This is a genomic window from Acidimicrobiales bacterium (assembly GCA_036273495.1).
Taxonomy (GTDB): Bacteria; Actinomycetota; Acidimicrobiia; order Acidimicrobiales; family JAJPHE01; genus DASSEU01.
On the sequence record DASUHN010000273.1, the window covers coordinates 1 to 13,143 of the forward strand.

A 13,143-nucleotide genomic window follows, 5' to 3' on the forward strand; every position below is an offset into this window, starting at 1 on the left:
GTGACGCGCAGCGCCGGGGCAGGTCGGCAAAGGGATACCGGCCGCCTGCGATCAGGTCGAGGGCGGCCCGGTAGGCGGGGGCGTCGACGCCGAGGGCGCCCAGGATGCGGAGCTCCTTGTAGACGATGAGATCGGGCCAGAAGCCGGGGGTGTCGGCCGACCCGCGGGTGCCGGCCAGGACGACGGTCCCGCCGGTGCGGACCACGGCCACCGCCTGACCCAGGGCCCCGGGCGCCTTGGCGGTGACGTCCACGACGACGTCGGCGCCGCCTCCGGTCGCGGCCCGGAGTGCCGCCGCCGGGTCGGTCGTCGCGACATCGACGGCCAGATCGGCGCCGAAGGCGGCCGCCAGGTTCAGCCGTTCGTCGTCGTGGGGACCGACTCCGGTGACCATCACGAAGGCGGCGCCCGCGTCCTTGGCCGCGGCGCAGGCCGACAGCCCGCGCACCCCCGGGCCGAGCACGGCCACGACGTCACCCGTTCGGGTCCCGGGAAGGGTCACCGCCCACCGGATTCCCGCACCCACGGGATTGAACAGGGTCGCCACCACCGGGTCGAGTCCGGCGGGCACCGGGAGCACCATGCTGTCGGGGGCCAGGTACTGGTGGGTGCCGTAGCCGCCCCACAGGCCGGGCGGCTTCTCGACCGCGATGAAGCCGTACATGTCGCGGGGACCGTGGCGCTCGCACCGGCGGTACGTCCCGGAGGCGCACGCCGCGCAGGTGCGGCAGGACTGGAAGACCTCGACCGCCACGCGGTCCCCCTCTCGGACGCCCCACCGGTCGGCGGCGCGTGATCCGACGGCCTCGATCGTCCCCACTGACTCGTGGCCGGGGACGAAGGCGTATCCGGCGGGCAGGGTTCCGGTGTACTGCTCGTGGTCCGTGCCGCACAGCCCACACGCCTCGATGCGCAGGAGGCCGTCGTCCTCCCCTATCTGCGGCAGGGGGATGGTGCGCGGCACCAGCCGGCGCGGCTCTTCCAGCACCAGCGTCCGGCCGACGGTCGCTCCACTCACCGGTCAATAATGCTCGATGGCATTGAGCGAGGACGAGCAGCGGGCCCGCCGCCGGGCGGTCCCGGAGATCATGACCAGGACCCCGTACCTGGCGAGCCTGGGGCTCGTGTTCGAGCGCTATGAGCCTGACGACGTCCGGATCCGACTGCCGTTCCGGGAGGATCTGACCAACGACAACACCTACTACCACGGGGGCGTGATCGCGGCCGTGATCGACACCGCCGGGGCGGCGGCGGCCTGGTCCAACCACGACTTCGACAAGGGCGCCCGGGCGTCGACCGTCTCCATGTCGATCCAGTACGTCGGGGCGTGCAAGCGATCGGATCTGGTTTCCCACGCCCGCGCCGTCCGGCGGGGGCGGGAGCTGACCTTCACCGAGATCACCGCCACCGACGCCGCCGGCGCCGTCGTGGCCCACGCCATCCAGACCTACCGCATCGTGTGAGCGGCCGCCAGGTGGCTAGGTGGCGCTGGTGAGGGCGGAGTCAATCCCGGGACGGGGGCTGCCCAGCCCGGTGACGGTGTCATAACCGACGGTGGGGCTGCAGATGGAGCCGCAGGCACCGTTGGCCGCCCCGGTCGTGACATCCGCCAGGCCGGAGGTGAGCCCGTACAGGTCCAGGCCGGTCTGGTAGGTCGACTTGGTCGAGTTCCACGCCGCCAGCGGGGCCTTGCTCTTGGACTTCCGCAGCTGGTCGGCGGCGGCGATGATCGCCGACCACTGGGGGGCCCCGGCGCTGGTGCCGCCCATCTGGAACCAGCCGCTCATCCCGTTGTAGGCGGTGGAGTCGTAGACGGCGAAGCCGGTGGACGGATCGGCGTCGTAGCTCACGTCCGGGATCGCCCGCCCGGTGGCGATCACCTTGGCCTGGTAGGCGGGCTTGGCCTCGTAGATGCTCACGCCACCGCCGGAGCCGCTCCATGCCGCCTCGGAGGCGACGCTGACCAGCCCGGTCGAGCCGGTCGAGAGGTTGAGGGTCGTGCCCCCCACCGCCACGACGTAGGGGCTGTAGGCCGGATAACCGCCGGGATAGCCGGCGTCACCCGTGGAGAACACGCACACCGCTTTGGTGAGCTTGCAGTGGGAGTCCAAGGTGGTCTCTCCCGAGACTTCGCCCGACGTTCCCCAGCTGTTGCTGATGACCACCACTCCGGACTGCTTGGCGGCGTAGTCGATGGCCGTGTCGAGGTTGGTGAGGCTGCTCGAGCTCGCCTCGACCAGCAGGATCCCGGCCGACGGGGCCACGGCGTGCGCCCACTCGACGTCCAGCGAGATCTCGAGGGACCAACCGGCGTCGGTCGCGGGGAGACTGCTGGTGCTGCCCGTCTGGCTGACCCTCTTGAACGAGGTCGGCGACGACAGGCCGAACTGCTTGTCGAAGGCGGCCAGGTCGGTGGAGATGGTCGGATCGTTGTAGGCGTCGACGATGGCGATGGTCTGGCTGCTGCCGGTCCCCGTCAGGCCGAGGTACTTCTTGATGGTGGCCGGCGTGTAGCCGCTCGGGGTCGAGGAGGTCACCATCGGCGCCCCGTTGACGTCGTAGCCGAGCACCCGGAGGCTCAAGGGATGGTGGGCGTCCCCGCTGTGCCCGGGGGGGTCGACCTCGATGGCACCGGGGCCGTGGGGCTTGGGGGCCGGCCGGGTCGTGAGGGTCGTCGGCTGCGTCTTCAGCGTCGTCAGAGTCGTCGGCTGGGCGCCAGCAACCGTCGGCTGGGCCGCGGTCGTGGTCGGGCCCGGATGGGCGGGCGGGACCGGCTTCGGCTTGGTGGCGGCCGACGCCACCCCCTGGAGTTGGCCGGCGGTCACGAGCACCAGCGCGAGCGAGCCCGCGGTGGCAAGCGTCGCCCTCCTCCCCCGACCTGCCCGGTTCCGGCTGCGTCCTGGCGCCGCCCCGGCCCTCGATCCCGTGGTTCCGTCCACGATTCCTCCAGATGATGAGTCGTCATTGACTCGTTGTTGGGAATTACCACTTACAGTGATGGTAAGAACTCTCAGTGTCTAGGTAGATTCTGCGAATGACGCATCCCGGTAAGCGGGTGAATGGTCATTCCGGGCTATCCGGGGACCGAGAGACCGAGTGACCACTCGGTCCCTCGGGTCACCCACCCGCGGGGATCTCAGGCGGGCACGCGGTGGCGGCCGGCGTCGGCGGCCAGCAGCTGGGTCATGAAGTGGGCCGGCACGGGGCGGCTGAAGAAGAAGCCCTGGCCGACCATGCACGGGAGGTCCTGCAGCTGCAGGTACTGGTGCTCCTCCTCGATCCCCTCCGCCACCACGCCGAGGCCGAGGGTCTGGCTGAGTCGGGTGATGGCGTGGACCATGTCGAGGCCCTCGGAGTTCTCCGTCATCTGGTCCATGAACGGCTTGGGGATCTTGACCATGTCGATCGGGAGCCGGCGGATCTGGGCCAGCGACGAGTAGCCGGTGCCGAAGTCGTCCATGGCGATCTGCACGCCGAGCGCCTTCAGCTCCTTGAGCCGCCCGATCACCTCCTCGAGGTTGCCCATGGCCATGGTCTCGGTGATCTCGAGGATCAGGGCCTCCGGGGGGAGGCCGGCCTCGGTCAGGGCGTGGCGGACGTCGTCGAGGAGATCGTCGTCCTCCAACTGGCGGGCCGAGAGGTTGACGCTGACGCACAGCGCGGGATTGAAATAGCGCCACGCCGCCGCGTCCCGGCAGGCGTTGACGAGCACGTGGCGGCCGAGGCCGACGATGGCGCCGGTCTCCTCGGCCAGCGGGATGAACTCCTCCGGCGTGACCAGGCCGGCCCAGGGGTGGTTCCAGCGCACGAGGGCCTCGACGGCCACGACCTCCCGGGTCCGCAGGTCGACCATGGTCTGGTAGTGGTTCTCGAACTCGTCGTGGTCGGCGGCCCGCTTGAGGTCCTGCTTCAGCTGGTGGCGCAGCATGACGGCGGCGCTCATCTCCGGCTGGAAGAACTCGTAGCAGCCCTTGCCGTTGCGCTTGGCCGTGTACATGGCGATGTCGGCGTTGCGCATGAACTCGTCCGCATCGGCGCTGTGGTGGTCGATGACCGCCACCCCGACGCTGGTCTGGATGGACACGGACCGGTCCTCGATCTCGATGGGGGCCCGGACGGCCGACAGCACGCGAATGGCCACCCGGGCCGCCTCCTCGTTGCCGACGCCCTCGAGGAGGATGGCGAACTCGTCGCCTCCCAGCCGGGCCGCCAGGTCCTGGACCCGGGCGCACTGGCCGATCCGCTCCCCGACGACGGTCAGCAGCCTGTCCCCGGCGGCGTGGCCGAGGGTGTCGTTCACCGTCTTGAAGTCGTCGAGGTCGATGAACAGCACCGCCAGGCCGGGAGTGCCCCGGTCGATGGACTCCTGGAGCCGGGTGCGGAACAGGGCACGGTTGGCCAGCGTGGTCAGAGGATCGTGGAAGGCCTTGTAGCTGAGCTGGCGCTCCAGCTCCCGCAGCTGGGTGATCGAGCGCTCCAGGTCCCCGTTCTCGAGGGTAAGGGTCACGTGGTTGGCGAGGGTCTGGAACAGCCGCAGGTGGTCGCGGTTGAACGGGCTCACCACGCCCTTGGGATTGGAGGCCACCAGGGCGCCGAGGGGGCGCTCCTCGCCGGCCAGCCGGGCCACCATGGCGTTGCCGCTCAGACCCTCGACCCCACTGCGGGCGTCGAGGATCACGCCGGGGGACTCCGCCGCCGCCTCGATCGCCATGCGGGTCAGCGGGGACTCGGTGGAGACCATCACCTCGGGCTCGGGCGTGAGACCGACGGTGGTCCGCACCAGCCGCTGGCCCTCGTCCCCGGCAAACATCACGATCTCCGCCACGTCGGCATGGAACATGGCCCGGGCGTGCTCGAGCAGCTCGACGAAGATCTCGTCGAGGTCGCGCGAGCTCTGGGTCACCTGCGAGGCGCGGAAGAGGAACTCGAGGCTGTCCCGGCGGGCCCGCTCTCCGGCGTAGGCCTGGTAGGCCACGACCAGGACCGCGGTCAGCACGACCAGCGGGGCCACCAGGTACAGCTTGGTCGCCAGCAGCGAAGCGGCGATCACCCCGAGGTTGGTCGTGGTGAACGTGGCCGCCAGCCCGAGGGCGAAGGTCTCCGCCGCCTGGCGCACCTGCACCCGGGCCTGGGACAGAACGATGGCGCCGACGATGTTGGCCAGGGCCACTGCGGCGCACGTCACGGCGGCGAGAAGGGCGACGCCCCATCCCACGGCGCCGGTCGGATCATGTCCGTCGACCAGGGCGTGGAACACGACCAGCGCCAGCACCGTCTGCAGCGCCAGGTTGGACAGGTTGAACGCCAGCTTCACCGGGGCCTGGCGCCGGTGGAAGACCAGGGCCATCGCCGCCCCCACCACCTGGGCCAGGATGAGCCCGGTCGGCGTGGCGAAGATCAGGCCGAGCACCAGTGGGAGCTCGTTCACCGAGATCGAGTGGGCCTCGGCGCGGAAGCGCAGGTGGATCACCTGGATCTCGACCACGCAGAACGCCACCGCCAGGATCGGCCAGGCGAGGTGCAGGGACTGGCCGCCGAAGGCGTGGAGATGGCGGACGCCGAGCACGTAGCCGGCGGCCGCCACTCCGGACAGGAACAGGTTCAGCAGCCATACGGGGGAGACGCCAGCGGCCCGCCCCGCCGCCCGCCTCACTGCCAGACCACCGAGGACCAGAACTCGTCGGCCCAGGAGGACGCCGACCAGGTGTGGCCCGACCACGTGTGCCCCGACCAGGTGTGGCCCGACCACGTGTGCCCCGACCAGTCGTCGCTCGACCAGGTGTGGCCGGCCCAGTCGCCGCTCGACCAGGTGTGGCCCGACCAAGTGTGCCCGGACGTGGCGTCGGGCGAGGTGCTGGTATCGCCGGCGCTGACGCCGGCCGAGCTGACCCCTGCGGCCCCGGCGTCGGTCCCGCCTGCCCCGGCCCCGCTGCCGCTCGTGGCGGAGCTGTCGTCGGTGCCGGCGCTGAAGGCGAGGGTGGCCCAGCCGGTGCCCGCCGCCTCGGCCTGGGCCAGGGCGGAGGTGCTCACCGGGTTGCCGAAGATGTCGAGCTCACCCGAGAGCTGCGAACCGCTGGAGTCGACCAGCCCGCCGTCGGGGCGGTCGGCCTGGAGCGAACCGGTCCCGTTGGCCCGCGACCGGGGCTGGTTCCAGTTGTCGACCTTCTTGTTCACGGCCTTTGTCAGGTCGATCTCACCGTTGCCCTGGGAGCCGGGGTCGGCCTTGTCCAGGTGGTCGGTGGCGTGCATCAGGGCGTTCTTGACCTGGTCGGGGGTGGCGTCGGGGTGCTGGGAGATGATCAGCGCCGCGGCGCCGGACACCACCGCCGCGGCCTGGGACGTCCCGGAGCCCCGCATCAGTCGGTCGTCGACCGCCCCGGTCGAGGCGAAGCCCTGGTCGATCCACGAGCCGGGGTCCCGGAGGCTGGCGATGTGCTCGCCCGGGGCCACCAGGTCGGGCTTGCGGTCCGCGTCCTTGCCCACGCCCTGGGTCGAGGAGAAGACCGACACCGTGTCGTCCTTCACCGTCGTGGCCGTCCCGTTGGTGTCGGCTGCGCCCACCGCCAGGACCATCGGGTCGTAGGCGGGGTCCTGTAGGCCGCTGCCGCGGTCCTTCTTGCCCGTCTTGCCCGTGCCGTCGTTGCCGGCCGCCACCACCACCACGATCCCGTGGGCCCACGCCTGCTCGACGGCGTAGGCGAGGGGGTCGACGAGGTACGACTGCGACGGGTCGATTCCGACCGACAGGTTGATGACCCGGATGTTCATGCCGGGGTCGTCCTTGTGGGCCAGGACCCAGTCGATGGCGGCGATCAGCTGGGTGACGTCGGTGTCCCCGTAGGCGTCGGCCACCTTCACCGACACGATGTGGGCGCCGGGCGCCATGCCGACGAAGTCGGTCTTGTCACCCACGTAGGGCGAGGTGGCCGTGGCGTCCCGGCCGGCGATGATGCCCGCCATGTGGGTGCCGTGGCCGAACGAGTCGACGTTGGTGAGGTTGGAGGCCTGCGACTCGATCGACAGGTCGGGCCCGTAGACCACGTTGCCGGAGTTAAGGCCGTCGACCGGCGAGACGCCGGAGTCGATGAGGGCCACGCCGACGCCCTGGCCGGTGTATCCGGCCTTCCAGTACGCCTGGGCCCCGCTGCCGAGGGTGACGTTGTACATCGAGTAGCCGTCGGCGTCGGCGTCGTAGTCCGCCGGGAGGCTCAGGAGGTGGGCACTGGAGTTTGCCGACCCTGCGCCCACGCCCGTTGCGTGGGCGAAAGCGGGCCGGGCGCCGGCGGCCTGGGCGGCGCCGGCGGTGAGAAGGGTGACGGCGGCTGCGCCGGCGGTGAGCCGGGCCGCCCTGCGGGTGAGGCGGTTCACTTGCCGCGACCGCCCTCGGGACCCCCGACCAGCCAGTTGATGCCCCGCCGGTCTCTCGTCCTGAGTGGCCTAGTCGCGTCCATAACGCACCTCCGCTTGGCGCCCGCCGTCCATGTGCGGGCAGTGCGGCCAGTGTGCGGGTCACCACGTAGAGTGGTCAAGGTCCCGGAAGGAGGTTAGGCGGCTAGGACTTTTGGCCCCTCCTGGTCCCGGTCCTCCCGCCGGGAGGCGGCCGGGGAGCCGGCCAGGCGCACCGCCCCCCACCCGATGGCGGCGGCCCCGGCCACCTCCAGCACGAGCCAGGCGCCGGTCCGGACGTGCTCGTGGTAGAGGGCCATTCCCCACACGATGCCGACCAGCGGGTCGGAGAGGGTTAGGGCGGGCTGGGCCGCCACCAGCCTCCCGGCCTGGAAGGCGTTCTGGACGAGGAACATCGAACCCGCCCCGAAGGCCACCATGACCCAGGTCTGCCAGGCCGTGAGGGCCCCGGTGATGCCGCCGGACAGGGCGTGGTCCATGGCCTTCATCAGGGCGGCGGTCACCCCGAAGCCGATCCCGGCCGCCAGGGCATAGGCGGTGGCCCGGGCCCCGGCCGAGCCGTGCCTCTCGCCTGCCTCCGGCTGGTCATGCCCACCTCCGGCCGCCGGCCGGCCATGCCGACCTCCGGCCTCCGGCCGGCCATGCCGACCTCCGGCCTCCGGCCGGATCCGGCTGCCCGCCGCCACCAGCAGGGCCATCGCCCCGGCCGCGGCCCCGATCCCGAGGGCCCACCCGATGGCGTCGATCCCGGCCGGGCTGCCCCCGGTGGGCGACGCCGCCAGGGTGAGGGCGCCCAGTCCGGCCGTCATCGCCCCGACCGCCGACCACTCGCGCCGGCCCAGGTCGTTGCCGAAGGCCCGGGCCGCGATCAGGAGGGTCATCGGCAGCTCGAGGACCAGGATGGGCTGGACCATCGACAGCTGCCCGACGCCGAGGGCGGCGGCCTGGAGCAGGAAGCTGGCCGCGGTCGTCCCCATGGCCGCCAGCCAGAGGGGCTGGCGGACGAGCCGGGCCACCAGCTCCCAGCGCATGGCCGCCCGGTCGGGCTGGTCCCGGTTCACCCTCCGCTCCAGGACCGAGGCGGAGGCGTTGGCGGCGGCGGCGAGGACGGCGAGGGCGGCGGCGAGGGGCCTCATGGGAGGGGTGGCTTCGCCCGGGGGGTGGGGCCAGTCGCCATGGTCGAGGCTTTCCCCATCTCCTGCCAGGACTAGCCTCGCCCCCTTCGGCCCTGGCGAGCGTCCCGGGCCCGGGGGAGGGATCGTGTCCGACAAGCCCAGCTATCTGGGGCTCCTCAATGCCGTCTCGCTGGCGGAGTCCCGGGCCCACTGCTACCTGACCGAGTGGGCCGCGGTGACGCCGAGCTCAGACGTGCGCCGGGTGCTCCTGACCGTGGCCGCCCGGGAGGGTGAGCACGGGATGAGCTTTGCCAAGCGGATCAACGAGCTCGGCTACGAGCTGCGCCCCAAGGACGACCCGAACTTCGAGAAGGCCCTCGACATCGTGCGCTCCGCCTGCTCGGACCTGGAGAAGATGGAGGCCCTCGGGCTGCAGAAGCTGGACAGTGGGGACCAACCGGACATCTTCGACGGGTTCTTCAAGGACCACTCCATCGACATCCGCACCGGGGAGATGCTGGGGCGCTACATCGCCGAGGAGCGCGACAGCGCCCGGCTGCTGCGCAGCTGCTACGAGCAGCTGAGGGCCGCCGCCGCCGTGAACGGCAACGGCTCCGCCAAGGGCGCCAAGGGTGCCGACAAGGCCGACCGGGCCACGGCCAGGCAGCTGGCGGCTCTGGACTCCAAGGTCGACGCCATCTGCGAGGCCGTCACCGAGCTGCGCCGGATCGTCACCAGCCAGGCGGCGCCGGTCGCCTGACCGGGAGCGCTCAGGCGCTCCAGCTGTCCCAGTGCACGATGCCCTCGACGGCCGGGCGCGCCGCGACCTTGAACTCGGTTCCCTTGGTGTAGGCCACGGGTAGCAGGGCCACCTGCATCACGTCGTCGGGGACGCCGAGCATCTCGGCCGCTTCCTTCTCCCCCCCGAGGTGCAGGGTGGTGAGCACCGAGCCGAGGCCGCGGGAGCGCAGGGCCAGCTGGAAGCTCCACACCGCCGGGAAGATGCCCCCGAGCATCGAGCACCACATCATCGACGGCGCCCCTTCGGGCAGCCGGCCCTGGAGGCACGGGATCACGTGCACCGGCACCCGCTCGAGGTTCTCGGCCAGCCACAGCGCCGACTCGTACACATGGTGGGTCTGGATATCCCCGTCGGTGATGTTGCCGGCCGCCGCCTTCAGGTATCCCATCCCGACCTGGCGGTAGATGTCGGCCAGGACCTTGCGCTTGGCGGCGTCGGTGACGATCAGCCAGCGCCAGGTCTGCGAGTTCGACGGGGTCGGCGCCTGCTGGGACAGGCGGATGCACTCGAGCAGCACCTCGCGCCCGACGGGGCGGTCGAGGTCGAGGCGCTTGCGCACCGCCCGGGTCGTGGACAGCAGGAGGTCGGTCTGGGCCAGCTCGAACGGCGACCCGGCGGCGGTCTGGGAAGTCACGGGCGGAACCTACTGCGCCGTGCCACGCTCGCGACGTGCTCGAGGCCCGCGACCTGAGCGTGGAGGTCGGTGGCGTTCTCACCCTGGAGGACGCCGGCTTCACGGTGCGCGCCGGGGACAAGGTCGGCCTGGTCGGGCGCAACGGCGCCGGGAAGACCAGCCTCCTGCGCGTCCTGGCCGGGGATGACCCGCCCGCCGCCGGGCGGGTGCTGCGCCAGGGGGCGCTGGGCTTCCTGCCCCAGGACCCCCGCCCCCGCGGCTCCGGGGTGGATGCCACCGCCCTGTCCCATGTCCTGTCCGGCCGTGGCCTCGACGCCGACCAGCGCCGCCTCGAGAAGTTGCGGACGCGGGTCGAGGAGACGCCCTCCGCCGAGAACGTGGCCCGCTTCTCGCGCGCCGAGGAGCGCTTCAACCTCGACGGGGGCTACGCGGCCGAGTCCGAGGTGCGCCGCATATGCGCCGGGCTGGGCCTCGGCCGGGACCGCCTCGACCTTCCCCTGCCCGTGCTGTCGGGTGGGGAGCGCCGGCGGGTGGAGCTGGGGCGGATCCTGTTCGCCGGGAGCGACCTTCTTCTCCTCGACGAGCCCACCAACCATTTGGACACCGACGCCAAGGGCTGGCTGATGTCGTTCCTGCGCAGCTACCGCGGTGCCCTCCTGGTGGTCAGCCACGACCTGGCGCTGCTCGACGAGGCCATCACGCGCGTCCTGCACCTCGACGACGCCCGTCTCGTCGATTACAAGGGCACCTACAGCCAGTACCGCCAGGCGCGCACCGCCGACGAGGCGCGGCTGTCCCGGACGGCGGCCCACCAGGCGGCCGAGATCCACCGGCTGTCCAGCCTGGCCGACTCGATGCGCCACTCCACCGCCAAGCGGGCCCGCCAGGCCAAGTCGCTCGATCACCGCGTCGACCGCCTGCGCGACGCGGCAGTGACCGGTCCCAAGCGGGAGCGCCGCCACCACATCCGCCTGCCCGTCCCGCCGCGCGCCCCGCGTGTCGTGATCGAGGTGTCGGGGCTGACGAAGTCCTACGGCGGGCCGGTGGTGTTCGAGGAGATCGACTTTGCCGTGGAGCGCGGCGGGCGTCTGTTGATCATGGGGCTCAACGGGGCGGGCAAGACCTCGCTGCTGCGCGTGCTGGCCGGTGAGTCCGAGCCCGACTCCGGCCAGGTCGACCTCGGTCCGGCGGTGTCGCTCGGTTACTACGCCCAGGAGCACGAGGGCATCCACGCCGGCACCACCGTCCTCGACCACGTGCGCCAGCAGGTCGCGCCCGGCCACCCCCTCACCGAGATGGAGCAGCGCTCGCTACTGGGCATGTTCGGCCTGCCCGGCGAGATGGCGTTCCAGGACGCCGGCACCCTCTCCGGCGGGGAGAAGACAAAGCTGGCGCTGACCCAGCTGGTGGCCGGCCGGCACAACCTGCTGCTCCTCGACGAGCCCACGAACAACCTCGATCCCCCGTCACGGGAGGCGATCGGGCGGGCCCTGGCGTCGTGGCCCGGGACCATGGTCGTGGTCAGCCACGACCCCACCTTCGTCACCGAGCTCGGACCCGACCGGGTCCTGAGCATGCCCGACGGGACCGTCGACTACTGGAACGACGAGCTCCTCGAGCTGGTGTCGCTGGCCTAGCCGCGCCTACAGGGCGGCGACGGCGTCCTCGGGCGAGGGCACGGGCGCCACGATGCCGACCCGGTCGCGCCCGCGCCGGCGCAGCAGCCGGCGCCGGGTCCCGGTGAGCGACGGCAGGGCGACCAGCGCCGTCACGACCGTGGCCACCCCGCCGAGGCCGATGCCCACGCGCGGCCCGAATGCCGCGGAGACCCAGCCCACGATCGGGGACCCGATCGGAGTGCTGCCGAGGAAGGCGACGGCGTACAGCGCCATCACCCGGCCCCGCATGTCCGGGGGCGCGGTCAGCTGCAGGGTCGTGTTGGCGGTGGCGATGAACGTGATGCTGAACGCCCCCATCACCGCCAGGGCAGCCAGCTCGGCAGGCAGGTCGGGCATCAGCGCGCACAGCACGAGCAGCGACCCGAACGCCAGCGCCACCATTCCCAGGCGCCGGCCGGTCGGCCTGCTCCTCGACGCCGCCACCAGCCCGCCGATCACCGCCCCGGCCCCGAACACCGAGCTCATGGCGCTGTAGCCGCCGGCGCCACTGTGGAAGGTGAACCGGGCCAGGAGGGCCAGGGTCACGGTGAAGTTGTAGGCCAGGGTCCCGATCACCAGGACCATCAGCAGGGGCGTGCGCAACGCCGGGGTGGCCCGGACGTAGCGCAGCCCGGCCATGACCTGGCCCTTCCGCCGGGCCAGCCGCTCCCCCGGGAGAAGCTCGTCTCTCCTCATCATCATCAGGGCCGCCAGCACGGCCAGGTAGGAGGCGGCGTTGACGAGGAAGCAGGTGGCGATGCCGACGGTGTAGATCAGCACGCCGGCGATGGCCGGCCCGGTGATCCGGGCCGCGTTCATGACGACGCTGTTCAGCGTCACCGCGTTGGTGAGCCGGTCGGGCCCGACCATCTCCATGACGAACGTCTGGCGCGTCGGGTTGTCGATGGCGTTCACGCAGCCGAGGCCGGCCGCCAGGACGAAGATCATCCACACCCGCACCGCGCCCGTCTGCGTCAGCAGCCCGAGGGTCAGCGCCAGCACCCCCGAAGCCAGCTGGGTGCCCACCAGCGTGCGCCGCTTGTCCATGCGGTCGGCCACCAGCCCGCCCCACGGGCCGGCCAGCAGCATGGGCAGGAACTGGATGGCGGGCAGGGTGCCGACCTCCACCGCGCTGTTGGTCAGCTTGAGGACCAGCCAGGCCTGGGCCAGCGACTGCATCCACGTGCCCGAGACCGACACGATCTGGCCCCAGAAGTACAGCCGGTAGTTGCGCACGGACAGGGCGTCGAAGGTGCGCCGGAAGGCGCCGGGGCGTCTCACCTCTCCGGGCTCCCGAGCAGGGCCTCGAGCACGGGCAGGGCGGCCTCGAGGGCGGCGACCTCCTCCGGAGTGAGGGCGCTCATCCGCGCCGCCAGCCAGGCGTCCCGCCGGCGCCGGCGTTCTGGCGCAGCCGCCGGCCCAGGCGGAGGACGGCCAGGCGCAGCCGGCCGACGGTGTCGGCGGAGGTGGCGGCGCTCGGGGCAGCAGGCGAGTTCATTACTTAGGCTAGGTATATCCTCCCGCTGC

At 71.9% G+C, this 13,143-nt stretch carries 11 protein-coding genes; 3 read left to right on the plus strand and 8 right to left on the minus strand.

All coding sequences use genetic code 11. The features are described from left to right. On the minus strand, positions 1–1,018 hold a 1,018-nt coding region (locus tag VFW24_11715; protein ID HEX5267431.1), incomplete at its 3' end, for a zinc-binding dehydrogenase. Between the two features lie 16 nt (positions 1,019–1,034). Between VFW24_11715 and VFW24_11720 the strand changes: the two genes are divergently transcribed. Further along, positions 1,035–1,463, plus strand: coding sequence for a PaaI family thioesterase (locus VFW24_11720; protein HEX5267432.1), 429 nt, complete (start codon positions 1,035–1,037; stop codon positions 1,461–1,463). A 15-nt stretch (positions 1,464–1,478) separates the two neighbouring features. Here the strand turns inward: VFW24_11720 and VFW24_11725 are convergent, their stop codons facing one another. From VFW24_11725 to VFW24_11740, 4 genes are all read right to left on the minus strand, one after another. Further along, a complete protein-coding gene (locus tag VFW24_11725) occupies positions 1,479–2,831 on the minus strand; it encodes a S53 family peptidase (protein HEX5267433.1) in 1,353 nt (450 codons plus the stop codon). Between the two features lie 305 nt (positions 2,832–3,136). Next, entirely contained in the window at positions 3,137–5,653 is a 2,517-nt protein-coding gene (locus tag VFW24_11730) for an EAL domain-containing protein (protein HEX5267434.1), read from the minus strand. After that, the gene (locus VFW24_11735) at positions 5,650–7,368 is read right to left on the minus strand and encodes a S8 family serine peptidase (GenBank protein ID HEX5267435.1); all 1,719 of its coding nucleotides are present in this window, start codon (positions 7,366–7,368) and stop codon (positions 5,650–5,652) included. Before VFW24_11735 ends, VFW24_11730 begins: the two co-directional genes overlap by 4 nt. A gap of 176 nt (positions 7,369–7,544) precedes the next feature. Then, entirely contained in the window at positions 7,545–8,543 is a 999-nt protein-coding gene (locus tag VFW24_11740) for a hypothetical protein (protein ID HEX5267436.1), read from the minus strand. A 124-nt stretch (positions 8,544–8,667) separates the two neighbouring features. On the opposite strand from VFW24_11740, the gene VFW24_11745 reads away from it, so the two are divergent. Next, positions 8,668–9,282, plus strand: a complete 615-nt coding sequence (locus tag VFW24_11745) for a hypothetical protein (GenBank protein HEX5267437.1) — start codon at positions 8,668–8,670, stop codon at positions 9,280–9,282. A 10-nt stretch (positions 9,283–9,292) separates the two neighbouring features. Here VFW24_11745 and VFW24_11750 read toward each other — a convergent pair whose 3' ends face one another. Continuing rightward, a complete protein-coding gene (locus VFW24_11750) occupies positions 9,293–9,958 on the minus strand; it encodes a nitroreductase family protein (protein HEX5267438.1) in 666 nt (221 codons plus the stop codon). Between the two features lie 35 nt (positions 9,959–9,993). Between VFW24_11750 and VFW24_11755 the strand changes: the two genes are divergently transcribed. Then, positions 9,994–11,595, plus strand: a complete 1,602-nt coding sequence (locus VFW24_11755; protein HEX5267439.1) for an ABC-F family ATP-binding cassette domain-containing protein — start codon at positions 9,994–9,996, stop codon at positions 11,593–11,595. 6 nt (positions 11,596–11,601) lie between these two features. Here the strand turns inward: VFW24_11755 and VFW24_11760 are convergent, their stop codons facing one another. Both VFW24_11760 and VFW24_11765 read right to left on the minus strand, forming a co-directional pair. After that, positions 11,602–12,897 (minus strand): MFS transporter, encoded by a 1,296-nt coding sequence (locus VFW24_11760; GenBank protein HEX5267440.1) that lies wholly within the window; start codon positions 12,895–12,897, stop codon positions 11,602–11,604. 79 nt (positions 12,898–12,976) lie between these two features. Continuing rightward, positions 12,977–13,114 (minus strand): hypothetical protein, encoded by a 138-nt coding sequence (locus VFW24_11765; protein HEX5267441.1) that lies wholly within the window; start codon positions 13,112–13,114, stop codon positions 12,977–12,979. Between the last annotated feature and the right edge of the window lie 29 nt (positions 13,115–13,143).

Excerpts from the sequence above, each read along its gene's own strand:
- VFW24_11740 (HEX5267436.1), bottom strand. The coding sequence starts at position 8,543 with ATGAGGCCCCTCGCCGCCGCCCTCGCCGTCCTCGCCGCCGCCGCCAAC.
- VFW24_11765 (HEX5267441.1), bottom strand. The coding sequence starts at position 13,114 with ATGAACTCGCCTGCTGCCCCGAGCGCCGCCACCTCCGCCGACACCGTC.
- VFW24_11720 (HEX5267432.1), top strand. The coding sequence starts at position 1,035 with ATGGCATTGAGCGAGGACGAGCAGCGGGCCCGCCGCCGGGCGGTCCCG.